Source organism: Pseudomonas sp. S150, from assembly GCF_004526365.1.
Lineage (GTDB): Bacteria > Pseudomonadota > Gammaproteobacteria > Pseudomonadales > Pseudomonadaceae > Aquipseudomonas > Aquipseudomonas putida_A.
This window is the reverse complement of the sequence record NZ_CP038207.1, coordinates 380,434-405,492: the sequence shown is the minus strand read 5'-3', so window position 1 is coordinate 405,492 and position 25,059 is coordinate 380,434. Positions and strand designations below refer to the sequence as shown.

Below are 25,059 nucleotides of genomic sequence, written 5' to 3'. Positions count from 1 at the left end.
TCGCGAGCAAGCCCGCTCCCACCTTGAAATGCATTCCAAGGTGGGAGCGGGCTTGCTCGCGAAGGGGTCATCACTGACGACGTCCATTTTCCAGACTGCCCAATTTGAAACATCTGTCGACTAGCCTGGTCTGTCTCAGCTGCTAGGCTCATTTCCAGGCCTTACTCGACAGAACCTTTGCCCATGCTCGCGCGCCTGCTGTTTTTCTGTGGTCTTTTCCTGGCCTCCACCTCGACTGTGGCCATGACCATCTACAAATCCACCGATGCCAACGGTGTGGTCTCGTACAGCGACCGGCCGAGCAAAGGCTCGCAGGTGTTCGTGTTTCAGGACCGCATGGTCGAGCACCTCGAACGTCAGGTGTACCTCGACATCAAGAAACAGAAGGGCAGCGACGTGGTGTTCGTGCGCAACGATCTGTATGCGCCGGTCGAGATTGCACTGGCGTTTACCGGCCTGAGCAATGTGCGTGGCGCTCCGGCGCAGACGATTCGCCGGGTGCTGCCGGCGCGCAGCAATACCCGGTTGGCGTTGCTGACGGCGATCAGCCGGGGTCAGCCGCTGGTGTATTCGCCGCAATTCCAGTATTCGCTGGGTGACCCCGCAGGCGCTGCGCAGAGCTATCGCTATCCGTTGCCGTGGCGGGGCGGGCCGTTCCGTCTCAGTCAGGGCGCCAACGGCCAGTACAGCCACTACGGGCCGAAGAACCGGTATGCGATGGACATCGCCATGCCAGTTGGCACGCCGATCATTGCCGCACGGGCCGGTGTGGTGGTGAAAACCGAAAATTCACAGAGCGGGCGCGGCAATGATGCGTCCGGCAATTTCGTCCGGGTGCTGCACGACGACGGCACGATGGGTGTTTACCTGCATCTCAAGCAAGGTTCGGTGAGCGTACGCGAGGGGCAGCGGGTGACGGTTGGCAGCCCGCTGGCGCTGTCCGGCAATACCGGCAATAGCAGCGGCCCGCACCTGCACTTTGTGGTGCAGCGCAATACCGGGCAGGGGCTGGTGTCGATTCCGTATCAGTTCAACCAGCCACTGGGGGCGTTGCCCAACTTTGCGTTGGGCAAACAGTAGAAGCGTTAGGGGGCCGCTGTGGAGGGGCTTTTGTGGTGAGGGGATTTATCCCCGATGGACGGCGCAGCCGTCCCAAAATCATTGAAGGCATTGAGTCAGGAGTTACGCGATTGCAGATTACAGGGCCGCTCCGCGACCCATCGGGGATAAATCCCCTCACCACAGAAGCGTCTCCCAAAACACCCATCAATCCAGCATCAACACCTTCGCCAGCACAATCTTCGGCCCTTTCATCTTCTTGATGATGATCCGCAGGCCTTCGACTTCCAGCACTTCTTCCTCTTCCGGCACTCGTTTCAGGGTCTCGTAGACCAGACCGGCGAGGGTTTCGGCTTCGATGTGATCCAGGTCGATTCCGAGCAGGCGTTCAACCTTGAACAGCGGCGTATCACCACGCACCAGCAGCTTGCCCGGCTGATACGCGAGGATCCCGCGCTCGGCCTTGCGGTGTTCGTCCTGGATGTCGCCGACCAGCACTTCCAGCACGTCTTCCATGGTCAGGTAGCCGATGATGTTGCCGTCGGCTTCTTCCACCACGGCGAAGTGCGAGCCGCCCTTGCGGAACTGCTCCAGCAGCTGCGACAGCGGCATGTGCCGCGACACGCGCTCCAGTGGACGGGTCAGTTCAGCCAGGTTGAACGACTCCGGAATGTGGTCCAGCGCCGCCAGCTCCAGCAGCAGGTCCTTGATGTGCAGCAGGCCGACGAACTCCTGACGTTCGCTGTCGTACACCGGATACCGGCTGAACTTGTGGCGACGGAACATCGCGAGGATTTCTTTCAGCGGCGCGTTGAATTCCAGGGTGATCAGGTCTTCGCGGGAGTTGGCCCAGTCGACCACTTCCAGTTCGCCCATCTCCACCGCCGAGGCCAGCACGCGCATGCCTTGGTCGCTCGGGTCCTGACCACGGCTGGAGTGCAGGATCAGTTTCAGTTCTTCGCGGCTGTAATGGTGTTCGTGGTGCGGGCCGGGTTCGCCCTGGCCGGCGATCCGCAGAATCGCGTTGGCGCTGGCATTGAGCAGGTAGATCGCCGGGTACATCGCCCAGTAGAACAGGTACAGCGGCACCGCCGTCCACAGCGACAGCAGCTCCGGTTTGCGGATCGCCCACGACTTGGGCGCCAGCTCACCGACCACGATGTGCAGGTAGGAAATGATGAAGAACGCGGTAAAGAACGAAATGCCTTTGACCACTTCCGGCGACTGCACGCCGACCGCGCTCAGCAGCGGTTCGAGAATGTGCGCGAATGCCGGCTCACCGACCCAGCCGAGGCCGAGGGAGGCGAGGGTGATACCGAGCTGACACGCCGAGAGGTACGCATCGAGCTGACTGTGTACGGTGCGCAGGATGTGCCCGCGCCAGCCGTTCTTGTCGGCGATGGCCTCGACCCGGGTCGAGCGCAGTTTGACCATGGCGAATTCCGCCGCAACGAAGAAGCCGTTGAGCAAAACCAGGATCAGAGCGAAAAGAATCATGCCGAAATCGGCGAATATCGTAGCGAGGGACAAGCCAGGGGAAGGGTCCATGATGGAGTTTTGCAGGTTCCGTGTGATTCGTAAGAGAGAAGAAATCGCGCCTGAAAGGCAGACGCAAGTCAGCCAATGTAGCGGCTGACATGGCGATTGCCTAGTGGCGCGTGCTGGCCGGTATCACTCGGCGGCGCTGATGGCCCGTGCCTGGGCCACCTGGGCCGGGGCGAAATGGCAGGTGAACGTGCTGCCATGACCGGGCACGCTGCTGATCTCCATCCGCGCGCGATGGCGCAGCAACACGTGTTTGACGATCGCCAGGCCCAGCCCGGTGCCGCCGGTGTTGGAGTTGCGGCTGGAATCGACGCGGTAGAAGCGTTCGGTCAGGCGCGGCAGGTGCTTGCTGTCGATGCCGATCCCGGAATCCTGCACGCTCAGGTGCGCACCTTGCTCGTCGCCCCACCAGCGAATGCGGATATTGCCTTCGGCCGGGGTGTATTTCACCGCGTTGAACACCAGGTTGGAGAAGGCACTGCGCAGCTCCGCCTCGCTGCCCTTGAGCAGGAGGCGCGCATCGGCTTCGAGAGTGATTTTCTGGTTCTTCTGCCCGGACAACTGCTGGGCGTCGCTCTTGATCGACTGCAGCAGGGCGTCGATCTGCACTGGCTGGTTGTCCGACGGGTAATCGGTGGCTTCCAGTTTCGCTAACAGCAGCAGGTCGTTGAGCAGCGTCTGCATGCGCCCGCCCTGTTGCTGCATCTGCTGCAGCGCGCGGCTCCAGCGCGGATTCACTTCCTCGACGTTGTCGAGCAGGGTTTCCAGATAGCCACAGATCACCGTCAGCGGCGTGCGCAGTTCGTGGGAGACGTTGGCAATGAAGTCTTTGCGCATCTGCTCCAGCTGATGGATGCGCGTGACGTCGCGCACCAGCATCAGGTGTTCGTTGTTGCCGTAGCGCGTAAGGTACAGCTGAATGCGCACCCGATCATTGGTCGGCGAAGGGATTTCCAGCGGTTCGGCGTAGCTTTCCTGCTCGAAGTATTCCTTGAAGCGGGGATGCCGTACCAGGTTGGTTACCGGTTGGCCGCTGTCTTGCGGGGTCTTGAGGCCGAGCAGGGTTTCGGCAGCGCGGTTCCACCATTCCAGGTTGCCGTCGCTGTCGAGCATGATCACCGCGTCTTTGAGCGCGGCGGTGGACTCCTGCACCCGGTCGATCACCGCTTGCAGGCGCCCGCGTACCCGTTGATCGCGGCGTTGCAGGTGGTAGATGCTGTCGAACACCTCGCCCCACAGGCCATAGCCGTCGGGCGGTGCTTCATCGGGTTGGTGCAGGCGCAGCCATTCGTGCAGACGCAGCAGTTGCTTGAGCGTCCAGGCCAGGTAAATCCCCAGGCCTGCTGCGAGGCTCCAGCCGTAATAGCCGGTGATCAGGCCGATCACCAGACACGCTGTGACCAGCAACAGCATGTGGCGAATCAGGGTGCCATGCCAGTTTTGATTCACGGAAAATACGGTCCTTGTCAGCGAGTCTGGCGGTCGGATCAGGCCTTGGTGGAAAACCGGTAGCCGGTGCCGCGCACGGTTTGTACCAGATTTTCGTAGGCGTCGCCGAGGGCCTTGCGCAGGCGGCGGATGTGCACGTCGACGGTGCGCTCTTCAACATAGACGTTGCCGCCCCAGACCTGATCCAGCAACTGCCCGCGCGTGTAGGCGCGTTCCTGGTGGGTCATGAAGAATTGCAGCAGACGGTATTCGGTCGGGCCCATCTCGGCCGGACGGCCGTCGATGGTTACGCGGTGGCTGATCGGGTCGAGCAGCAGGCCGCCGACTTCGATTGGCGCTTCGCCATCGGTCGGGCCGGCGCGGCGCAGCACAGCCTTGAGGCGTGCGACCAGTTCGCGTGGAGAAAACGGTTTGGTGATGTAGTCGTCGGCGCCGACTTCAAGACCCTGAATCTTGTTGTCCTCTTCGCCCTTGGCGGTGAGCATGATGATCGGGATGTCCCCGGTCAGCTCGTCACGCTTGAGGCGGCGGGCCAGTTCGATGCCGGAGGTGCCGGGCAGCATCCAGTCGAGCAGGATCAGGTCCGGTTTGCGGTCAACGATGATGGCGTGTGCCTGCTGCGAGTTCTCCGCCTCGAGGCAGTCATAGCCGGCCATTTCCAACGCAACGGCGATCATTTCGCGAATGGGCGCTTCGTCGTCGACGATCAGAATGCTCCTGCCAACCATGCCTTAATCCTCTTGTCATTTAACTGTCTTGCGCCGCATTAGATAACGGAATTATTGCAGTCGTGTGACAGTATTTTAGTCGCCCGGCGGTTGGCGTGATCCTGGACTAAGCTCTAAGTCCGAATCCTGACAACCACAAAAGAAGGTTTCCATGACTCAAATGACTGCTTCTTTCAAAGCTCTGCTGATGGCTGCTGCCGTTGCTTTACCGACCATGGCGTTTGCTGCTGAGCCAGCGATGGAGAAGGACGGCATGTTTACCGATCACAAGGGCATGACCCTGTATACCTTTGCCAAAGACTCTGCGGGCAAGTCCATGTGCAACGACAAGTGTGCGGCGAACTGGCCACCGCTAATGGCTACGGCCGGCGACAAGTCCATGGGCGACTGGACCGTGATCAAGCGCGATGACGGCAAGATGCAATGGGCTTACGAGGGCAAACCGCTGTACACCTTCGTCATGGACAAGAAGGCTGGTGACATGACCGGTGAGGGCAAAATGGACGGCGCCTGGCACGTCGCCAAGGCCAAGTAAACGCAAATCCCCTGTGGGAGCGGGCTTGCTCGCGAAAGCGGTGTGTCAGTTGACGAAGAGGCCACTGGCAAAACGCTTTCGCGAGCAAGCCCGCTCCCACAGGTTTTGTGGATCAACGCAGCGCGTAATCCAGCACAATCCCGACGAAAATCGCCAACCCGGCCCAGTGGTTGTGCAAAAACGCCTTGAAGCAACGCATCCGGTCGCGATCACGGGTGTACCAGAACTCCCACGCATAGCATCCAGCGGCCACCAACAGGCCGAGATGGAACCAGATGCCCAGCTCGAACTTCGACCCGGCCAGCAACAGGCAGCCCAGCGACAGCGCCTGCAACGTCAGGATGATCACCCGATCCGCATCGCCGAACAGAATCGCCGTGGATTTCACGCCGATCTTCAGGTCGTCGTCACGATCGGTCATCGCGTAATAGGTGTCGTAACCCACCGTCCACAGCAGATTGGCGATCCACAGCAGCCAGGCGGCGGCGGGCACGGCGCCGGTTTCGGCGGTGAATGCCATCGGCATGCCCCACGAGAACGCTGCGCCCAATACCACTTGCGGGTAATAGGTGTAGCGCTTCATGAACGGGTAGGTGAATGCCAGCGCCAGGCCGCCCAGCGACAGCCAGATGGTCGGCGCATTGGTGCACAGCACCAGCAGGAAGCTCACGCCCATCAGCAGCGCGAAGAACACCAGCGCCTCTTTCGAACTGATCTTGCCGCTGGCCAGCGGTCGTTGCGCGGTGCGTTTAACGTGGCCGTCGACCTTGCGATCGGCCCAGTCGTTGATCACACAGCCACCGGCGCGGGTCAGCACCACACCGAGGACGAAAATCACAATGTTGGCCAGCGACGGCGAGCCCTTACCGGCAATCCATAGCGCCCACAGCGTCGGCCACAGCAGCAAGTAAATGCCGATCGGCTTGTCCATGCGCGTCAGCTGAATGAAATCCCAGGCGCGCGGGTTCAAGCGGTTCAGGGATTTGAGCAGGCTCTGGTACATCAGCAGTTCTCCGGATGGGCGCGGGCGGCGCTCCACAACGTCGGCAGGAAAATCTCCGCCACCAGTACGCTCAAGGCGCCACGGTCGAAACGCGAGCGCCGGCCCCACAGCTCGGGCGCGCGGCAGGCTGGCGGCAACCAGTCTTGCGGGTAGTGACAGACCTCGATGGCGCGGCGCTGGAAGGCGTGGTCGCAAAACAGCAGTTCGCCCAGCGAGCGGCTGCCCAGTTCGTCCATGTGCAGGCCGTCGCCTTGCAGGGCGGCGCGTGACGCCACGCTACGGGCGAACACCCAGGCCTCGCCGTAACCGCGCAGATACACCTCGCGCACCCAGCCTTCGCTGCCTTCGGCCAGATCCAGCGCCGCGCATTCGTCGCTGCGCAAAGTGTCCCAGCCTTCGAACAACGGTGTGACGCTGAAGCCGTCATTCGACAGCCGCGTCAGGCGGCGGGTCAGCGAGCCTTCGTCGAACAACCAGTTCAGGGTCAACGAATCGGGAAGGGACGTCAGTCGGCTTTGAGTCAGCCAGAGCGGGGTCGGGCAGGCATTTGAATGTTGCACAATGAGTCATTATTGGCCGCAAATGAGGCGGCGAGCTTAACATGGCGTGCTGCGAATTTGATGGATCCGGGGCGCCGTTGCGCCGAACAGGCTTGCATCTGCCCGGCACCCTCAGTACAAAACGCCCTGAGCCGGATGGCAGCGCTCCCACCATCGACCGTCCGCGCCGACAAAAGCCTGAATCCTGAGGAAGTACCTGAATGAAAAAGTGGCAATGCATCGTCTGCGGCCTGATCTACAACGAAGCTGACGGTTGGCCGGATGACGGCATCGCGCCGGGCACCCTGTGGCAGGACGTGCCGGAAGACTGGCTGTGCCCGGACTGCGGCGTGGGCAAGTCAGACTTCGAAATGATCGAAATCAACTGAGAAAAACCAAGGAGTAAGGCATGAACGCACCTGTCGTAATCGTCGGCACCGGGCTTGCGGGTTACAACCTGGCCCGGGAGTTTCGCAAACTCGATGGCGAAACCCCGCTGCTGCTGATTACCGCCGATGACGGGCGCTCTTACTCCAAGCCGATGCTCTCCACCGGTTTCGGCAAGAACAAGGACGCCGATGGCCTGAGCATGGCCGAACCCGGCGCCATGGCCGAGCAATTGAAGGCCAAAGTGCGCACCCACACGCGCATCAGCGGCATCGACGCCGGCCACAAGCGCCTGTGGATCGGCGAAGAAGCGGTGTACTACCGCGATCTGATCCTCGCCTGGGGTGCGGAAACCGTGCGAGTGCCGATCGAAGGTGACGGTGCTGATCTGGTGTTCCCGATCAACGATCTCGAAGATTACGCGCGCTTTCGTGCAGCCGCTGCGGGCAAGCGCCGCGTGTTGCTGCTGGGCGCCGGGCTGATCGGCTGTGAATTCGCCAACGACCTGATCCTCGGCGGCTACGAGGTGCAACTGGTGGCGCCGTGCGAGCAAGTGATGCCGATGCTGCTGCACCCGGCCGCTGCGGCCGCCGTGCAGGCCGGGCTGGAAAGCCTGGGCGCGCGTTTTCACCTCGGCCCGGTGCTGACCCGCCTGCAAAAAGTCGCAGACGGGCTGGAAGCGCATCTGTCCGACGGGCAGGTGATTGCCTGCGATGTGGTGGTGTCGGCCATCGGCCTGCGCCCGCGCATCGATCTGGCCGCGGCGGCCGGGGTGCAGGTCAATCGCGGTGTCGTAGTCGACCGGTATCTGAAGACGTCCCACGCCAATATTTACGCCTTGGGCGACTGTGCCGAGGTCGATGGGCTGAATTTGTTGTACGTGATGCCCCTCATGAGCTGTGCGCGTGCGCTGGCACAAACCCTGGCCGGCAATCCGACGGCCGTGAGTTACGGCCCGATGCCGATCACGGTGAAAACTCCGGTGTGCCCGTTGGTCGTTTCGCCACCGCCACGGGGCAGCGAAGGCGTCTGGACCGTTGAAGGGCAGGGCGCCGACATCAAGGCCCTGTGCCACAGTGCCGATGGTCAGTTGCTCGGCTATGCACTGACCGGTGCGGCGGTGATGGAAAAACTTGCTCTGAACAAACAGCTTCCGCCCCTGCTGGCGTAAATACCGGTCGTTCTGTCGGAATCACCCCGCTTTTGCCCCTACAAAGGTCGCGGGGAGACTGGCGCCGCCGGTATCCGCGTGCCATCCTCACTCCCGTCTGCCGCAGAGTAGAGCCTGCGGCGCCTTGGGCGCTGTTCCAACGAGAACAGCACGGACATAACAACAAAAAACCGTCAAAGGGGCTTCACTAATGCGTAAACCAGAACTCGCCGCTGCAATCGCTGAAAAAGCGGATCTGACCAAAGAACAGGCCAACCGCGTTCTCAACGCCGTCCTCGAAGAAATCACCGGCGCTCTGCACCGCAAGGACAGCGTCACGCTGGTGGGCTTCGGCACCTTCCTGCAACGCCACCGCGGCGCCCGCACCGGCAAGAACCCGCAAACCGGTGAGCCGGTGAAGATCAAGGCCAGCAACACCGTGGCATTCAAGCCAGGCAAGTCGTTGAAAGACAGCGTCAATCCTTAAATTGCGGCGAACTCCCTGAGTAGCGGGGAGAACTGCAATAAAAAATGGGCACACCGATTGCGGTCGGGTGCCCATTTTTTGTGCCTGCCAATCGGCTTATTGACGCCGGAAGCAGGCCTTGCCGTTGCCGAAATCCACGGCCAGGCAGTTCGGCTCGATTGCCAGTTGCAGATCCTGAAACAGGCCGGACAAATCGCTGTTCGACGCCGGTTTGGTATCGCTTTTCAGCGTCACGGTGTTGTTCTGCACCTGCCAGGTGCCCTTGGCAAAACCGTTAGCGCTGCCATATGCCACGCCTGCGTCAAACGTGCCGTCCTTGCGCAGCAGCAATTCGGCGCCCATTTCCATTGCACCGGTCAGATAGTAATGACCGTCCAGTGGCGGGGTGTCCGCTGACGCTTGAGTTGTTGGCAACCAAATAAGTGCTGCGAAAAATATGGCTTTCAATTCCATGAGGTAAAGCTCCTTGGCGGCTCCGGGCTCGGGAGCCGAATGAGATGCAGGCTTCGGACCGTGGCTCAACAGTCAGCCGGTCTGGTTGACATTGCCGGTCGAAAAGAATTTACCAAGGCAAGCTGGCAACGTGGGAAATAAAACGATGTAAGAATTATCCCTGACATTTGTCAGAGTATTTTCGGCGTGGAAGTGTTGCGTAAGTGGTGGAAATGACTGTTGGATCGCACTTCGATAATTATTGAGTTGGCACTGAAGTACAGCATTCACGAGATGAATAAAGTTTCAGAAAAATGAATTGCCATCAAATTGATGGCACTTTTTTTGTTGAGCGTTGTCGCCGCTGAATTGTTTGTAATTCCAGCGGGTTCTCGGAAAAATCCTACTTCTATTTTTTTCGAGAGTTGTCATGCTGGCCCCCGTGTAATAGGACGGATGTTCGACGCGATTCGCGCAGGCTGGATCGGGCCGCTCTGGATCAAGGGTTCTGAGGGCGCAGGGCAAATGTTCACAATATAAATCGCCATCAGGGATTCCCCTGCCACATATAGGGCGATCTCCTACACGGCCCAATGAACACTTCGTCTTGTTGTTTAACCAGATGCTTGCTAGTGGCCATCATAGTGATTACGATGCGCCCACTTGAAAGAGCACATCTCAATTGGATGAGTCGCTTCACTGCTCTTCGATACTGTCCCGCGCCGCGGCAACTCCAATAGGCGCATGACTGTAATCCTAATTAAAGGCCATGGATGTCCTACTCAAGCAAACTTTCCGCCCATTACCTCGAACTCGCAAAAGTCTCTGTTTCCAAAGAGAATTTCGCGGGTGAAGACGTTCGTTTTTCGAGCGAATTCGAGGCGCTGGAAAGCGAGCTGGCCAAAGCCTCGTCGATGCACGAAAGCGGGCAGATCGACTGGCTGAAAATCCGTGAAAACAGCGAAAATCTGCTGCGTACCCAATCCAAGGATTTACGCGTCGGCGCCTGGCTGACCTGGTCGTTGTACCAGCGTGAATCCTTCCCCGGGCTGCTGGCCGGCCTCGGTCTGCTGCACCATCTGTCGGAAAACCACTGGGCCGACGTTCACCCGCTCAAACCGCGCACCCGCGCTGCCGCCATCGGCTGGCTGGTGCCGCGTCTGGAGCAGGTGCTCACCGAAAACATTGCGATCAAGGAACAGCTGCCGATGTTCCGGCAACTGTCCGAGCATCTGGCCGGCCTCGATGCCGCATGCACCGAGCACCTGGGCGATGACGCACCGCTGCTGCTGCCGCTCTCGCGTCGCCTGAAAACCATGATCCAGCGTGCCGCCGACAATCAGCCGGCCCCCGGTGTGGTGGGTGCAGCAGTGGCGCAGGTCAAGCAGGCCGCGAGCCAGTTGCTGACCCCCGGCGCACCGATCGATAACGAAAAAAATGCCTACAAGGCTTTGCGCGCGCAGCAGGAAAGCGCGCGTCCGTTGTGTGCCTGGTGGCTCAAGCAGAAGGCCACCGACCTGCGCGCCCTGCGCCTGAACCGCACTTTGCTCTGGCTGCCGATCGACGCGGTGCCTGAGCGCAATGCCGAGCAGATCACCGTGCTGCGCGGCCTGCCGGTGGACAAACTCAAGCAGTACCAGGATCGCTTCGATCAGGGCAAATACGCCGACCTGCTGGTGGAACTGGAGGCGAGCCTGGCGAAGGCGCCGTTCTGGTTCGATGGCCAGAGGATGGTCTGGGAATGTCTCCAGAACCTCAACGCCGAGATGGCAATGCGCGAAGTGGAAATCCACTTCGCGCTTTTGGTTCAGCGCCTGCCCGGGATCATCGAATGTCGTTTCCATGACGGCGCGCCGTTTGCCGATCCGTCCACCCGGGCGTGGATCGCCGGCAATGTCATGCCGCACCTGCAGAGCGCCAGCGCGCCGCGCAAGGTCGAAACCGACGACGTCGAAACCCAGCCCGCCTGGGAAAAGGCCCTGCAGGAAGTGCTGCCGCTGCTGCGCAAGGAAGGCCTCAAGCCTGCCGTGCAGACGCTCAAGCAAGGGCTGCAAACGGCTCACGGTGGCCGCGAGCGGTTCTTCTGGCAGTTCGCCCTCGCCCGGCTGTGCTTCATGGCCAAGAAGTACGAACTGGCCAAGAACCAGCTCGAAACCCTCGATCAGACATTACAGGACTCAGGCCTGCACGCCTGGGAGCCCGATCTTGCATTGGAAGTGCTGCACCTGCTGCACAGTTGCTGCGAGCTGTTGCCGCAGAACCATGCAGTGCGTGAACGCAAGGAAGAGATTTATCGCAGGCTGTGCCACCTCGATCTCGAAGTGGTACTCGAATAGGCCCCAGGGCCACAACCGCAAGGAGAAAAGCCATGGCCAAAGAAGGCTCGGTAGCCCCCAAGGAACGCATCAACGTCACCTTCAAACCCGCCACCGGCGGTGCTCAGGAAGAGATTGAACTGCCGCTGAAGCTGCTGGCAATCGGTGACTACACCCACCGCAAGGACGATCGCAAAATCGAAGATCGCAAGCCGATCAGCATCGACAAGATGACCTTCGACGAAGTGTTGGCCAAGCAAGAGCTGGGTCTGACGCTGAGCGTGCCGAACCGTCTGCAGGAAGATGGCGAGGCCGACGAGCTGGCTGTGCAACTGCGCGTCAATTCGATGAAGGACTTCAACCCGGCCAGCCTGGTCGAGCAAGTGCCTGAGCTGAAAAAACTGATGGAACTGCGCGATGCGCTGGTGGCCCTCAAAGGCCCGCTGGGTAACGCACCTGCGTTCCGTAAAGCGATCGAAGGCGTGCTCGCCGACGACGAATCCCGCGGTCGCGTACTCGGTGAGCTGGGCCTGAACGCCGCAGCCCCGGACGCCTGAGACTCCAGCCAAGGAAGCCAACACAATGAGCACTAGCGCAGCACAAGAGAAGAGCGCCGAAAGCGGCGAATACAGCATTCTCGACAGCATCATCGCCGAAACCCGTCTGACCCCGGACGACGAAGCCTACGACATCGCCAAGCGTGGCGTGTCGGCGTTCATCGAAGAACTGCTCAAGCCGCAGAACAACGGTGAGCCGGTCAAGAAGGCCATGGTTGACCGCATGATCGCCGAGATCGATGCCAAGCTCAGCCGTCAGATGGACGAAATCCTGCACCACCCGGACTTCCAGGCACTGGAATCGTCATGGCGTGGCCTGCAGTTGCTGGTGGACCGCACCAACTTCCGCGAAAACATCAAGATCGAAATCCTCAACGTCTCCAAAGAAGACCTGCTGGACGATTTCGAAGACTCGCCGGAAGTCATGCAGTCGGGCCTGTACAAGCACATCTACACCGCTGAATACGGCCAGTTCGGTGGTCAGCCGGTGGGTGCGATCATCGCCAACTACTTCATGTCCCCAAGCTCGCCGGACGTGAAACTGATGCAGTACGTGGCCAGCGTTTCGTGCATGTCCCACGCGCCGTTCATCGCTGCCGCCGGCCCGAAATTCTTCGGTCTGGAAAGCTTCACCGGCCTGCCGGATCTGAAAGATCTGAAAGACCACTTCGAAGGCCCGCAATTCGCCAAATGGCAGAGCTTCCGTACTTCGGAAGACTCCCGCTACGTCGGCCTGACCGTGCCGCGTTTCCTGCTGCGTAACCCGTACGATCCGGAAGAAAACCCGGTCAAATCGTTCGTGTACAAGGAAACCGTTGCCAACAGCCACGAGCACTACCTGTGGGGCAACACCGCGTTCGCGTTCGGCACCAAGCTGACCGACAGCTTCGCCAAATTCCGCTGGTGCCCGAACATCATCGGTCCACAGAGCGGTGGCGCGGTTGAAGACCTGCCGTTGCACCACTTCGAAAGCATGGGCGAAATCGAAACCAAGATCCCGACCGAGGTTCTGGTCTCCGACCGTCGTGAATACGAACTGGCCGAGGAAGGCTTCATCTCCCTGACCATGCGCAAAGGCTCCGACAACGCGGCGTTCTTCTCCGCGAGTTCGGTGCAGAAGCCGAAGTTCTTCGGCATCAGTGCAGAAGGCAAGGCGGCAGAGCTGAACTACAAGCTCGGCACCCAACTGCCGTACATGATGATCGTCAACCGCCTGGCTCACTACTTGAAAGTGCTGCAGCGCGAGCAACTCGGTTCGTGGAAAGAGCGTACCGACCTCGAGCTGGAACTGAACAAGTGGATCCGCCAGTACGTCGCCGACCAGGAAAACCCGAGCGCCGAAGTCCGTGGCCGTCGTCCGCTGCGCGCTGCGCAAGTGATCGTCAGCGACGTTGAAGGCGAGCCGGGCTGGTACCGCGTGAGCTTGAACGTGCGTCCGCACTTCAAGTACATGGGTGCCGATTTCACCCTGTCGCTGGTTGGCAAGCTGGACAAAGAGTAAGAGCGACTCATGGACGGATACGGCAGCCTGTTCGAGCGCCTCAACGGCGACGCGCAACTACGCAAGGGCAACAGCCTTGAGGCTTGTGCCATGGCGTCAGTGGCTGCCCATCTGGCCAAAATGCTCAGCACCCGGGCCGGCAGCGTGCAAACGCTGGCCGACTACGGGTTGCCCGATCTCAATGACATGCGTCTGAGCCTGCACGACTCCCTGAGTCAGGCCCGTCTGGCCATCGAAAACTTCATCGAAGCCTACGAGCCGCGCCTGAGCAATGTGCGTGTCATTTCCCTGCCGCGTGACCACGACCAGTTGCGGCTGGCCTTCAGCATCGAAGGCCTGCTGGAAGTCGAGGGTTTCAAGCGTCAGGTCAGTTTTTCCGCGCGCCTGGATGGCAGCGGTCAAGTGAAGGTCACCTAAGGAGATTCCCGATGTCTGGCAAACCCGCAGCACGCGTATCCGACCCCACCGCTTGCCCACTTCCTGGCCACGGTACCAACCCGATCGCCGCCGGTTCCGGCGACGTGTTCTTCGACGGCCTCGCGGCCGCCCGCCAAGGCGATGCCTCGGCGTGTGGTGGTGCGTTGGTTGGCGATCTGGCGACTACCGTTTTGATCAATGGCAAACCAGCTGCGACCGTAGGTTCGGTTGGTTCTCACGGCAATAAAGTCACGGCAGGTTCCGGGACGGTGATTATCGGTAATTCGCACTCGCCGGCGCCGTTTGTGCCGCCAATTCCGTTGAACATATTTGGCTTTGATGTACGTGTTCAGTTAATGGACCCAGTATCGGGAGCCCCACTTAAAAATATTGCATACACCGCTACGCTTGAGGATGGTTCGGAAATTCGAGGCGTAACAGACGATACCGGACTATCCAAGTCGCTGGGCTCAAAAGCTCAAGTCCAAAATATACAAATTTCGGCTATACCAAACTGGTTGGTTAGGGGGGAGTGAAATGCCTCAAGCCGTAAAAGTCGCAACTGTAGCGACCACTCCTGCTAAGGATAAGACCCCAGTACAAATTTACTTGGTAAGTGATCATGATTTTGTGATTCCTGTTGTGTTTCCGGACTACAAAATTCATGTGGAGGCTTTGGGTATTAGTCATAAGTTCTCTGACCTAGGCCACGCAGGTGTACTAATTGTCAACGGTAAAACGGGGCTGACGAAGTACGGAGAGTACGGGCGTTATGAAGGAGCAGGTCCACCGGGAATTGTGAGGTTACGCCCTGTTCCTAATGTGACGATCAAAGGCGGAGCGATTACTGAGTCATCACTCAAAAAAACGTTGAGAAGTATGTCTTTAGCTTATGGTCAGTCGAGCAATGTGTCTGGGGTTGTACTCAGGGGGGCCGCTTTTTCTCAGGCCGAAGCGTGGCTTAAAAATAAAGAAAAAGACAACGACAACATGAATAGAGAACCGTACAGCATAAGAAGCCACAACTGCATGACGTTTGTGGCTGATTTAGTTGATAGTCTGGATCTCGGTGCGCCTAAAAGATCCTATTTTGCAGTGATACCAAAAGATTATATGGAGGATTTCCAAGAAACAAAGCCAGATCTGGATTACACATTCAGCAACGATACGTTGGAGATAAAAGATTGATCTGGTTGAAGCGTTTTCTGATGGCCGTTGGTGCACTGTCTCTGTTGATAGCATTCGGGGTAATGTTTTTTATGGATTTTTCAGAAGATAAGCCGCATGTACTCAGCGAATATCCAAATGCTCATTGGAGAGGTGGTGCTGATGGAGGTCAATACATTGAAGTGACTAAGTCAGAACCTCCATATTATTTCGTTCAAGTCAGGCATGAAAGTGGTGAGTTGTGGGATGAAGGATGGCTCAAGTTTGGAGACGAGAATAGCGAGCCACTCACATCTAACAGTGTAATTGCCTTTTCAGGAGAAGGTGTTATTTATCTTCAGCAACGCAAAGTCCTAAGTTCTGAAAAAGCTAAAGCGAAATAGCTATGAGCAAATATTGAAAGGCATTCTTGGGTATACGTTGGAAGCTGATGAAAATATCTGAAGCAGGTGAAATTCAAGGCTACCTCGCCTTTGTTGCCGACAGCGACCTGTTCGGCTGGCTGGCCCTGTTGAGCTTTTTTTTACTCGCGGCAGCAATTTTTCCCGCTGCTCGGAATTCGCACCTGCACCGTGTGATGACGTTTTCAGTTCTGGTAGCCATTGTTGCTATCCATGGCTTTGGTTCGTGGTATGGGAATTTGAGGCTTGCATGAGTAGCTACGTTCGTCTCGCCCTATGCCTATTAATCCACGCCCTCGGATGCGTGGCTTATGCATTTTTGAATGACGCGGTTGTGCATGCTTACAGGCTTTTTAACGGCGGATTTACCTCCCATGGTGTCGCCATCGGCATTGCGAGTTACGCACTGTTTTACATTTTTCTGGGCGTCAACCTGATCGTTGCGCTGATTCCAAGTCTGGTCGCCAAGCTGGCCATCCTTTTTCTGATGGTGGGCTTCATCCTGCTCTGGATGCTACCCGACAACCCGTTAAGAGCCCTGTTTTACGGCGTAGCTCAAGGCTGCGTCACGTTGCTGGCGATCCTCACCACTCAAGTCATCGAGTTGCGTTGGGCTTTGCGAAACATCGCAGGTCGCATTCAGCCAAGTCAGCCTGCAGGTGCAATCCAATGACCAGGTCGGACATCCAGCGTAATCCGCAGGACAGTTATTCCATGAGTTCCACTACCAGGCAGGTAACCCGTGTCCTTTAACCACTACTACCAAAGCGAACTCACCGCACTGCGCCAACTCGGTCGCCGTTTCGCCGAGCGTAGTCCGGCGTTGGCGCCGTTCCTGGGCCAGGCTGGGCGGGATCCGGATGTGGAGCGGTTGCTGGAAGGCTTTGCGTTCCTCACCGGGCGTCTGAGGCAGAAGCTCGACGACGAGCTGCCGGAGCTCAGTCACTCGCTGATGCAACTGCTGTGGCCGAATTACATGCGCCCGCTGCCGGCGTTCAGCATTCTGCAGTTCGATCCGCTGAAGCGGTCGGGCCCGTCGCTGGTGGTCGAGCGCGATACGCCGATCGAAAGCAAACCGATCGAAGACGTGCGTTGCCGCTTCCGCACCTGCTACCCGACCGAAGTCTTGCCGCTGGATCTGGCCGCGCTGAACTATTCGGTAAAGGGCGACGGTTCGCTGCTCAGTCTGCGTTTGGAAATGAGCGCCGACGGCCACCTCGGTGAGCTGGAACTGAGCAAACTGCGCCTGCATTTTGCCGGCGAGCGCTACATCAGCCAGATGCTCTACCTGAGTCTGCTGCGCAACCTGGAAGGCATCGAGCTGATCCCGCTCGACGGCGCCGGCAAGCCAATCGATGGCGTGGCCGGCAAGCCGATGGCGTTCAAGATTCCGGGTGACCGGGTCAAGCCAGTGGGCTTTGCCGAAGAAGAAGCGTTGATCCCGTATCCGCTGAACACCTTCCGTGGCTATCGCTATCTGCAGGAATACTTCGCCTTCCAGGACAAGTTCCTGTTCGTCGACGTCAACGGTCTGGACATCCTCAAGGCGCTGCCGGAAGACACGCTCAAGCAGATGCGCGGCCTGGAATTGCGTTTTGATATCCGCAAAAGCGGGATCATGCGCATGCGGCCGACCCTGGATAACGTGAAGCTGTTCTGCACGCCGATTGCCAACCTGTTCGCCCACGACGCCCTGCCGATCCGCCTCGACGGCAAACAGGATGAATACCTGCTGCTGCCGGCGGAATACGATCTGGAAAACTGCGGCGTGTTCTCGGTGGAAACCGTGACTGGCTGGAAGCCCGGCGGCCTCGGTTATCAGGAGTACGTGCCGTTCGAATCCTTCGAGCATGACCCGAGTTTCGACGTGCCCAACAGCCGTCCGCATTACAGCATCCGCCAGCGTTCGTCGTTGCTGCATGACGGCCTCGACACCTACCTGAGCTTCGGCATCCGCCACACCGAAGCCCACGAAACCCTGTCGATCGAGCTGATCTGCACCAACCAGAACCTGCCGCGCAAGCTCAAGCTCGGCGACATCTGCATGGCCTGTGAAGAGACCCCGGAGTTCCTCAGTTTCCGCAACATCACCCCGGCCACGTCGAGCTTTGCGCCGCCGCTGAACCGTGACTTCCTGTGGAAGCTGATCAGCAACATGTCGCTCAACTATCTGTCGCTGGCCGACGTCAACGCGTTGAAGGTGATTCTCGAAACCTACGACCTGCCGCGCTACTACGACCAGCACGCGGAGAAGGTCAGCAAACGCCTGCTCGGCGGCCTCAAGCACATCAAGCACCACCACGTCGACCGGCTGCACCGTGGCTTGCCGGTGCGCGGTCTGCGCACCGAACTGACCATCGACCCGGAAGGGTATATCGGCGAAGGCGACCTGTTCGTTTTCGCCTCGGTTCTTAACGAGTTTTTCGCGCTTTACGCCAGTCTCAATTCGTACCACGAGCTGCGGGTAAAAAGCACACAGGGAGAGGTGTACCAATGGACACCACGTATGGGCCTGCAGCCCCTGCTTTAAGCGGGCTGACCAAGGTAATACGCGAGTACTCGCTGTTTCAGGCCGTGCTGCTGGTGATCGACCGGCTGCGCGAGGCGCACCCGTACCTGAGCGAAGACGATCTGTACGATCAAGTGGAGTTCCAGGCCAACCCGAGCCTGGGCTTTCCGCGCAGCGACGTCGATCGCGTGGAGTTTTTCGAAGAGCACGGGCAGATGCGCGCACGCATGCGTTTCAACCTGATCGGGCTGGTCGGCTCCGGTTCGCCGCTGCCGGCGTTTTACGGCGAGCAGGCTCTGGGCGACAGCGAGGACGGCAACCCGACGCGCAACTTCCTCGACCTGTTCCACCATCGCCTGCAACGGCTGATGCTGCCGATCTGGCGCAAGTACCGCTATCGCGCCAGCTTCCAGAGTGGCGCGATCGACCCGTTCTCTTCGCAGCTGTTCGCCCTGATCGGTCTGGGTGGCGACGAGATCCGCAAGGCCAAGGAACTGAACTGGAAACGCCTGCTGCCGTATCTCGGTTTGCTCAGCTTGCGCGCGCACTCGGCGGCGCTGATCGAAGCCGTGCTGCGTTATTACTTCAAGCACGAAGACCTGGTCATCGAGCAGTGCATCGAGCGCCGCGTGGAGATCCTCGACGAGCAGCGCAACCGCCTCGGTCGCGCCAACAGCCTGCTGGGTGAAGACCTGGTGCTGGGTGAGCAGGTGCGCGACCGCAGCGGCAAATTCCGCATTCACATCACCGAACTCGACTGGGAGCGATTCCACGAATTCCTGCCGATCGGTTTCGGTTACCAGCCGCTGTGCGCGCTGGTGCGGTTCACCTTGCGTGACCCGCTCGATTACGACATTCGCCTGGTGCTGCGCCCGGAAGAAATCCGCGAACTGCGCATTGGTGAGAAGAACGACTGTCGCCTGGGGTGGACCAGTTGGTTGGGCTGCGAAAAAGCAGACGGCGTGGTCACCCTGGGCAGCAAAATTCATTAAGGACGTGAGCCATGATCAACGTAGACCTGCAACAACTCATCCAGGCGCTGGACGCCGAAACCCGTCGCGATCTGGAGCGTTCGGCCGAACGTTGCGTGGCCCGTGGCGGCAGCAAGATCCTCGTCGAAGACCTGTTGCTGGGTCTGCTGGAGCGTCCGAACGGCTTGCTGTCGCGCGCGCTGCAGGATGCGGATGTCGACGCGGGTGAGCTGAGCGCCGCACTGCAATCTCGCGTTGAACACAGCGCCTCGCGCAACCCGGTGTTCGCCCCGGAACTGGTGCAATGGCTGCAAGACGCGCTGCTGGTGGCGAACCTCGAACTGGGCCAGACCCAGGTCGAAGACGCTGCGCTGATCCTCGCGCTGCTGCGCAACCCGATGCGCTACGCCGGCAGCCGTTACCAGCCGCTGCTCGCCAAGCTGAACATCGATCGCCTGAAGGAATTCGCCCTGTCGCAACAGGAGCAACCGGCGGCCAACGGCAAGCCGGCGGCGCAGGGCGAATCGCTGTTGCAGCGCTTCACCCACAACCTGACCCAGCAGGCGCGCGAGGGCAAACTCGACCCGGTGCTGTGCCGCGATGGCGCGATTCGGCAGATGGTCGACATCCTCGCCCGTCGCCGCAAGAACAACCCGATCGTGGTCGGTGAGGCCGGTGTCGGTAAGACCGCCATCGTCGAAGGCCTGGCCTCGCGCATCGCTGCCGGTGAAGTGCCGCAGGTGCTCAAGGGCGTCGAGCTGCTGTCGCTGGACATGGGCCTGCTGCAGGCTGGCGCCAGCGTCAAAGGTGAATTCGAGCGTCGCCTCAAAGGCGTGATCGACGAAGTCAAAGCCTCGCCGAAACCGATCATTCTGTTCATCGACGAAGCCCACACCCTGATCGGCGCGGGCGGCAACGCCGGCGGTTCCGACGCGGCCAACCTGCTGAAACCGGCGCTGGCTCGCGGAGAACTGCGCACCATCGCCGCCACCACCTGGGCCGAGTACAAGAAATATTTCGAGAAGGATCCGGCGCTGGCTCGGCGTTTCCAACCAGTGCAGTTGCACGAACCGACCGTCAGCGAAGCCGTGACCATCCTCCGTGGGCTGGCGCAGGTCTACGAGAAGAGCCACGGCATCTACCTGCGGGATGACGCGGTGGTCTCCGCTGCCGAGCTGTCGGCCCGCTATCTGGCCGGTCGCCAACTGCCGGACAAAGCCGTCGACGTCCTCGACACCGCATGTGCCCGCGTGCGCATCAGCCTCGCCGCTGCTCCGGAAAGCCTCGAACGCCTGCGTGGCGAACTGGCTGAAGGTGGCCGTCAACGTCAGGCTCTGCGTCGCGATGCCGAGGCCGGTCTGCTGATCGACCACGAAGCGCTGGATGCGCTGGAAGCGCGGTTGGACGAAGCCGAAAGCGAAATGGTCGCGCTGGAAAGCCTGTGGACTGAACAAAAGCAGTTGGCCGAGCGCCTGCTGGAACTGCGTCAGCAACTGGCCAAGGCCCGTGAAGCTGCCGCTGTCGAGCCGACCGTCAGCGTTGAAGAAGACGCCGAAGGCACGGTGATCGAAACCATCGCCGCCGAGGTCGAGGAAGGCCAGAGCGTTGAAGCGCTGGAAGCCGAACTGCACCAGACCCACAGCGCCCTGACCGCTGCTCAAGTCAAAGAACGTCTGGTCAGCTTCGAAGTCTGCCCGCGTCTGGTGGCCGAAGTGATCAGCGCCTGGACCGGCGTGCCGCTGGCGCAACTGGCCCGCGAGCACAACGCCAAGGTCGCGAGTTTTGCCACCGACCTGCGCACGCGCATCCGTGGTCAGGAACAAGCCGTGCACGCGCTGGATCGCTCGATGCGCGCCACTGCCGCCGGCCTGAACAAACCTGATGCACCGGTCGGCGTGTTCCTGCTGGTCGGCCCGAGCGGCGTCGGCAAGACCGAAACCGCGCTGGCCCTGGCTGACCTGCTGTACGGCGGCGACCGTTTCATCACCACCATCAACATGTCCGAATTCCAGGAGAAGCACACCGTATCGCGTCTGATCGGTGCGCCACCGGGCTACGTCGGTTACGGCGAGGGCGGCATGCTCACCGAAGCGGTGCGCCAGAAGCCGTATTCGGTGGTGCTGCTCGATGAAGTCGAGAAGGCCGATCCGGACGTGCTCAACCTGTTCTACCAAATCTTCGACAAGGGCGTGGCCAACGACGGCGAAGGTCGCGAGATCGACTTCCGTAACACTTTGATCCTGATGACCTCGAACCTCGGTAGCGACAAGATCAGCGACCTCTGCGAAGACGGCGCCCGTCCGACCGCCGAGCTGCTCGAAGAAACCATTCGCCCGGTGCTGAGCAAACACTTCAAACCGGCGCTGCTGGCGCGGATGAAAGTGGTGCCGTACTACCCGGTCGGCGGCCCGGTGCTGCGCGAGCTGATCGAGATCAAACTCGGTCGTCTCGGCGAGCGCCTGAACCGCCGTCAGCTGGATTTCAGCTGGTGCCAGAACCTCGTCGATCATCTGTCCGAGCGCTGCACGCAAAGCGAAAGCGGTGCGCGCCTGATCGACCATCTGCTCGATCAGCACGTGCTGCCGCTGGTGGCCGACCGCTTGCTCGATGCGATGGCCACCGGTGAAAGCCTCAAGCGTGTGCATGCCACGCTCGACGGCAACGCCAGCGTGACGTGCGAGTTCGCCTGAGGTGGGTGTGATGTTCACTGAAGTGCCGCAGCCACTGGTCTATGCCGAAGCCTTGCTGGCGCAGTTCGCCAGCCTGTCGCGCGCGGCGGACGGTGCTGCGCTGCTGGGTGACTTCGTGCGCGGGTTGGCCGAACTGAGCGGGTGCGAATTGACCCAGCTGTACCTGCTCGACGCCACCCACACCTGCCTGGGGATGAACGCCGAATGCCTCGACGGCGCGCTGCAACCGCGCGCCGCCACCAGCCTGCCGGCGGACTACAACGGTGAGCAGCTGCTGCAGTTTGCCCTGTGCCAGAACCGCGTGGTCTGCCTCGATGATCTGGGCGCCAGCCTGCACGAAACCAGTTTCCTGCCGGCCACCGCTGGTGCCTGGCAATCGCTGCTGTGCGTGCCGCTGGTCAATCAGCAGAAGGCGGTTGAAGGCCTGCTGCTGTGCGCCAGTCGTCGTCACGTCGACCTGCAGGGTTTTGCCGATTCACTCGGCCAGCTCGGCTCGTTCGTCCTTGGTCAGTTGCACTTGCTGCAGCGTCTGCGCCAGCCGCCGGCCGAATCGGCCACGGTGGCGCGCAGTGTGCCGAGCATCAACGGCTATGGCCTGATCGGCAAAAGCGCCGCCATGCGCCAGACCCATTCGTTGATCAGCAAAGTCCTGCACAGCCCGTACACCGTGCTGCTGCGCGGCGAGACCGGCACCGGCAAGGAAGTCGTGGCCCGGGCGATTCACGATTGCGGCCCGCGCCGCTCTCAGGCGTTCATCGTGCAGAACTGCGCGGCCGTCCCGGAAAACCTGCTGGAAAGCGAGCTGTTCGGCTATCGCAAAGGCGCTTTCACCGGTGCCGATCGCGACCGCGCGGGGCTGTTCGATGCGGCCAACGGTGGCACGCTGTTGCTCGACGAGATCGGCGACATGCCGCTGTCGCTGCAAGCGAAGATTCTACGGGTGTTGCAGGAGGGCGAGATTCGTCCACTGGGTTCCAACGACACGCACAAAATCGATGTGCGCATCATCGCCGCGACCCACCGCGATCTGTCGACGCTGGTCAGCGAAGGCAAATTCCGCGAGGACCTGTATTACCGACTGGCGCAGTTTCCGATCGAGTTGCCGGCACTGCGTCAGCGCGAAGGCGACATCCTCGAACTGGCTCAGCACTTCGCCGAGAAGACCTGCGCGTATTTACAGCGCGACCCGGTGCGCTGGTCGAGCGCGGCGCTGGAGCACCTGTCCGGTTACACCTTCCCCGGCAACGTGCGCGAACTCAAGGCACTGGTCGAACGCGCGGTGCTGTTGTGCGAGGGCGGCGAGTTGCTCGCCGAGCATTTCTCCCTGCGCATGGAGCCGATGCCCGAAGACCACAGCGGCCTGAATCTGCGCGAACGCCTGGAAAAGGTCGAACGCACGCTGTTGCTCGACTGCCTGCGCAAGAACGACGGCAACCAGACCCTCGCCGCCCGCGAACTGGGCCTGCCGCGCCGCACCCTGCTGTACCGCCTCGGGCGCCTGAATATCAATTTGGGTGACTTCGATGGTTGATCTGAACCTGGCTCTTGCCGTTTGCACAACTCCTGTCTTGAAGGGCTTCTCTGTGGCGAGGGGATTTATCCCCGATCGGCCGCGCAGCAGCCGTAATCCAGCAAACGCGGTTCTCCTGAAAGAACCGGTAATCAGGTTTTGGGGCTGCTTCGCAGCCCATCGGGGACAAGTCCCCTCGCCACAAATTGCTCACTTGCCACAGGAGGTGCGTACGCCTCGGTGGTCTGGCTCAAGGCCCCGATGTAGAGCCTTCGAGACCACTCAAAGAATTAATTTCAGCGCCGCCCGCAAGGGTCGGCGCTTTGTGCTTTGTCTACCCCTGGAGACCCTCTGATGTCTGTTCGTCACTGGCACGCTGTCCTGCTGACCCTCGTCGTTCTATGCGGCCTTGGCGGCTGTAGCGGCAATTACAAATTCAACGACAACGACTATCGCCCGTTGGGTGATCCGCAAGCGGTCAATCGCGGCAAGTGACCGCAAGGAGCATCAAACATGGAACTGGTTTTCGAAATGCTGAACACCAAGCAGTTCGTGCCCACCGAGTTGTGCCAGAAGACCTTCAAACAGGCTGGCGGCGTGATCGGGCGGGGCGAGGACTGCGACTGGATCATTCCTGACCGCAAGCGTCACCTGTCCAATCACCACGCGATTGTCAGCTACCGCGAAGGCACGTTTTTCCTCACCGACACCAGCAGCAACGGCGTCCAGGACGGCGGCAGCGGCGCACGCCTGCACAAGGGCGAACCGGTGCGCATCGAGCACGGCAGCACCTACGTGCTCGGTGACTTCGAGATTCGTGCGCGGCTGGTGCGTGACCCGGCGACCTTCGACGGTGAAGTCGGCCGTCCGCGTGCCGCCGGCAGCATCATTCCGGACGACGCCTTCCTCGATCTTGATCCGCTGAACGCGATCGAACAGCAAGAGCGCGTCTATTCGGAAATCGACGAACTGTTGGCCCCGACCGCCAAGCCCGAGGACTCCCGTCAGCGTGCCGACTATGCGCGCATCGACATGGAAAGCCTGATGGTGCCGGAGCTGATCGCCCCGGTTGAACCCGAGCCAGCTCCGGCCCCGAAAGCCGTCGAGCGTCAGAGCGAAGGCTTCTGGGAGCATTTCGGTGCAGCACTGGGCGTGGATGTCAAAGGCCTCGATCACGACGCCCGCGAAGCGCTGGCGCTGAACGCCGCGCGTCTGCTGCGCCAGAGCATCGGCGGTTTGCAGCAGAGCCTGCGCACTCGTTCGGAGCTGAAAAATGAACTGCGTCTGGCCCAGACCACCGTGCAAGGCACCAACAAGAACCCGCTGAAATTCGCCGTCGATCCGAGCGAAGCGCTGCAGATTCTGCTACAGCCGCACAAGCCCGGTCATCTGCCGGCCGAGCAGGCGATCTCTCGGGCGTTCCGCGATCTGCAGGCGCATCAGGTGGCTTTGCTCACCGCCAGCCGGGCCGCCGTACGCGGCACTCTGGAGCACTTCTCGCCAGAGCAACTGACCCTGCGTTTCGAGCGCGACAACAAACCGTTGATCGCCACCTCGGGCGGACGCTGGAGAGCGTTCGGCCGTTACCACCAGGCACTGCGTCAGGACGATGACTGGAGCGAGCGTCTGCTGGCCCGCGACTTCGCCCAGGCCTACGAAGAACAGATCCGCCTGATCTCCACCCTCCACACCGACCACCAAGGATGA

Annotated in this window: 26 protein-coding genes; 20 read left to right on the top strand and 6 right to left on the bottom strand. The window is 60.3% G+C overall.

Annotated elements, in window-relative coordinates; translation table 11 throughout:
• The first annotated feature begins 183 nt into the window (after window positions 1–183).
• A complete protein-coding gene (locus tag E3Z29_RS01990) occupies window positions 184–1,080 on the top strand; it encodes a M23 family metallopeptidase (protein ID WP_027610372.1) in 897 nt (298 codons plus the stop codon).
• 186 nt (window positions 1,081–1,266) lie between these two features.
• Here the strand turns inward: E3Z29_RS01990 and E3Z29_RS01985 are convergent, their stop codons facing one another.
• From E3Z29_RS01985 to phoB, 3 genes are all read right to left on the bottom strand, one after another.
• Window positions 1,267–2,607, bottom strand: a complete 1,341-nt coding sequence (locus tag E3Z29_RS01985) for a hemolysin family protein (RefSeq protein WP_003229612.1) — start codon at window positions 2,605–2,607, stop codon at window positions 1,267–1,269.
• A 123-nt stretch (window positions 2,608–2,730) separates the two neighbouring features.
• Window positions 2,731–4,017 (bottom strand): phosphate regulon sensor histidine kinase PhoR, encoded by a 1,287-nt coding sequence (gene phoR, locus E3Z29_RS01980; RefSeq protein ID WP_246881625.1) that lies wholly within the window; start codon window positions 4,015–4,017, stop codon window positions 2,731–2,733.
• Between the two features lie 74 nt (window positions 4,018–4,091).
• Window positions 4,092–4,781, bottom strand: coding sequence for a phosphate regulon transcriptional regulator PhoB (gene phoB / locus E3Z29_RS01975; RefSeq protein ID WP_003229608.1), 690 nt, complete (start codon window positions 4,779–4,781; stop codon window positions 4,092–4,094).
• A gap of 151 nt (window positions 4,782–4,932) precedes the next feature.
• Between phoB and E3Z29_RS01970 the strand changes: the two genes are divergently transcribed.
• Window positions 4,933–5,316 (top strand): hypothetical protein, encoded by a 384-nt coding sequence (locus E3Z29_RS01970; protein WP_027610374.1) that lies wholly within the window; start codon window positions 4,933–4,935, stop codon window positions 5,314–5,316.
• Between the two features lie 112 nt (window positions 5,317–5,428).
• On the opposite strand, the gene ubiA is transcribed toward E3Z29_RS01970, so the two are convergent.
• Both ubiA and E3Z29_RS01955 read right to left on the bottom strand, forming a co-directional pair.
• The gene (gene ubiA, locus E3Z29_RS01960; RefSeq protein WP_134785017.1) at window positions 5,429–6,319 is read right to left on the bottom strand and encodes a 4-hydroxybenzoate octaprenyltransferase; all 891 of its coding nucleotides are present in this window, start codon (window positions 6,317–6,319) and stop codon (window positions 5,429–5,431) included.
• On the bottom strand, window positions 6,319–6,879 hold the full coding sequence (locus E3Z29_RS01955) for a chorismate lyase (RefSeq protein WP_134785016.1): 561 nt from the start codon (window positions 6,877–6,879) through the stop codon (window positions 6,319–6,321). Before E3Z29_RS01955 ends, ubiA begins: the two co-directional genes overlap by 1 nt.
• 200 nt (window positions 6,880–7,079) lie before the next feature.
• Between E3Z29_RS01955 and E3Z29_RS01950 the strand changes: the two genes are divergently transcribed.
• The 3 genes from E3Z29_RS01950 to E3Z29_RS01940 all read left to right on the top strand — a co-directional run bounded on the left by E3Z29_RS01950 (window position 7,080) and on the right by E3Z29_RS01940 (window position 8,882).
• Window positions 7,080–7,247: a rubredoxin gene (locus E3Z29_RS01950; protein ID WP_003229600.1), complete on the top strand. Its 168-nt coding sequence runs from the start codon at window positions 7,080–7,082 to the stop codon at window positions 7,245–7,247.
• Window positions 7,248–7,267: 20 nt separating this feature from the next.
• Window positions 7,268–8,416, top strand: coding sequence for an NAD(P)/FAD-dependent oxidoreductase (locus tag E3Z29_RS01945; RefSeq protein WP_134785015.1), 1,149 nt, complete (start codon window positions 7,268–7,270; stop codon window positions 8,414–8,416).
• Between the two features lie 190 nt (window positions 8,417–8,606).
• Window positions 8,607–8,882, top strand: coding sequence for an HU family DNA-binding protein (locus tag E3Z29_RS01940; RefSeq protein WP_003213368.1), 276 nt, complete (start codon window positions 8,607–8,609; stop codon window positions 8,880–8,882).
• A 96-nt stretch (window positions 8,883–8,978) separates the two neighbouring features.
• Here E3Z29_RS01940 and E3Z29_RS01935 read toward each other — a convergent pair whose 3' ends face one another.
• The gene (locus E3Z29_RS01935; protein WP_098966314.1) at window positions 8,979–9,335 is read right to left on the bottom strand and encodes a hypothetical protein; all 357 of its coding nucleotides are present in this window, start codon (window positions 9,333–9,335) and stop codon (window positions 8,979–8,981) included.
• 752 nt (window positions 9,336–10,087) lie between these two features.
• Here E3Z29_RS01935 and tssA point away from each other — a divergent pair.
• From tssA to tagH, 15 genes are all read left to right on the top strand, one after another.
• Entirely contained in the window at window positions 10,088–11,650 is a 1,563-nt protein-coding gene (tssA, locus tag E3Z29_RS01930) for a type VI secretion system protein TssA (RefSeq protein ID WP_134785014.1), read from the top strand.
• Window positions 11,651–11,682: 32 nt separating this feature from the next.
• Complete coding sequence (gene tssB / locus E3Z29_RS01925) at window positions 11,683–12,186, top strand: type VI secretion system contractile sheath small subunit (RefSeq protein ID WP_003229587.1); 504 nt, start codon at window positions 11,683–11,685, stop codon at window positions 12,184–12,186.
• A 25-nt stretch (window positions 12,187–12,211) separates the two neighbouring features.
• A complete protein-coding gene (tssC, locus tag E3Z29_RS01920; RefSeq protein ID WP_003229584.1) occupies window positions 12,212–13,687 on the top strand; it encodes a type VI secretion system contractile sheath large subunit in 1,476 nt (491 codons plus the stop codon).
• Window positions 13,688–13,696: 9 nt separating this feature from the next.
• A complete protein-coding gene (gene tssE, locus E3Z29_RS01915) occupies window positions 13,697–14,104 on the top strand; it encodes a type VI secretion system baseplate subunit TssE (RefSeq protein WP_007920274.1) in 408 nt (135 codons plus the stop codon).
• A gap of 11 nt (window positions 14,105–14,115) precedes the next feature.
• Window positions 14,116–14,640 carry a PAAR domain-containing protein gene (locus tag E3Z29_RS01910; RefSeq protein WP_098966311.1) on the top strand — a complete coding sequence of 175 codons (525 nt, stop codon included), beginning with the start codon at window positions 14,116–14,118 and terminating at the stop codon, window positions 14,638–14,640.
• Between the two features lies 1 nt (window position 14,641).
• Window positions 14,642–15,292, top strand: a complete 651-nt coding sequence (locus tag E3Z29_RS01905; protein WP_134785013.1) for a hypothetical protein — start codon at window positions 14,642–14,644, stop codon at window positions 15,290–15,292.
• A gap of 5 nt (window positions 15,293–15,297) precedes the next feature.
• Complete coding sequence (locus E3Z29_RS01900; RefSeq protein WP_225136803.1) at window positions 15,298–15,654, top strand: hypothetical protein; 357 nt, start codon at window positions 15,298–15,300, stop codon at window positions 15,652–15,654.
• A 47-nt stretch (window positions 15,655–15,701) separates the two neighbouring features.
• Window positions 15,702–15,926 (top strand): hypothetical protein, encoded by a 225-nt coding sequence (locus tag E3Z29_RS01895; protein ID WP_134785012.1) that lies wholly within the window; start codon window positions 15,702–15,704, stop codon window positions 15,924–15,926.
• Window positions 15,923–16,345, top strand: coding sequence for a hypothetical protein (locus E3Z29_RS01890; RefSeq protein WP_134785011.1), 423 nt, complete (start codon window positions 15,923–15,925; stop codon window positions 16,343–16,345). Before E3Z29_RS01895 ends, E3Z29_RS01890 begins: the two co-directional genes overlap by 4 nt.
• Before the next feature lie 69 nt (window positions 16,346–16,414).
• The gene (gene tssF, locus E3Z29_RS01885) at window positions 16,415–18,202 is read left to right on the top strand and encodes a type VI secretion system baseplate subunit TssF (RefSeq protein WP_134785010.1); all 1,788 of its coding nucleotides are present in this window, start codon (window positions 16,415–16,417) and stop codon (window positions 18,200–18,202) included.
• Entirely contained in the window at window positions 18,166–19,173 is a 1,008-nt protein-coding gene (gene tssG / locus E3Z29_RS01880) for a type VI secretion system baseplate subunit TssG (protein WP_003229570.1), read from the top strand. Before tssF ends, tssG begins: the two co-directional genes overlap by 37 nt.
• An 11-nt stretch (window positions 19,174–19,184) precedes the next feature.
• Window positions 19,185–21,842 (top strand): type VI secretion system ATPase TssH, encoded by a 2,658-nt coding sequence (gene tssH / locus E3Z29_RS01875; protein ID WP_098966305.1) that lies wholly within the window; start codon window positions 19,185–19,187, stop codon window positions 21,840–21,842.
• Window positions 21,843–21,852: 10 nt separating this feature from the next.
• Window positions 21,853–23,373 (top strand): sigma-54-dependent Fis family transcriptional regulator, encoded by a 1,521-nt coding sequence (locus tag E3Z29_RS01870; protein ID WP_134785009.1) that lies wholly within the window; start codon window positions 21,853–21,855, stop codon window positions 23,371–23,373.
• Window positions 23,374–23,706: 333 nt separating this feature from the next.
• A complete protein-coding gene (locus tag E3Z29_RS01860; protein ID WP_003229566.1) occupies window positions 23,707–23,847 on the top strand; it encodes a hypothetical protein in 141 nt (46 codons plus the stop codon).
• An 18-nt stretch (window positions 23,848–23,865) separates the two neighbouring features.
• A complete protein-coding gene (tagH, locus tag E3Z29_RS01855; RefSeq protein WP_134785008.1) occupies window positions 23,866–25,059 on the top strand; it encodes a type VI secretion system-associated FHA domain protein TagH in 1,194 nt (397 codons plus the stop codon).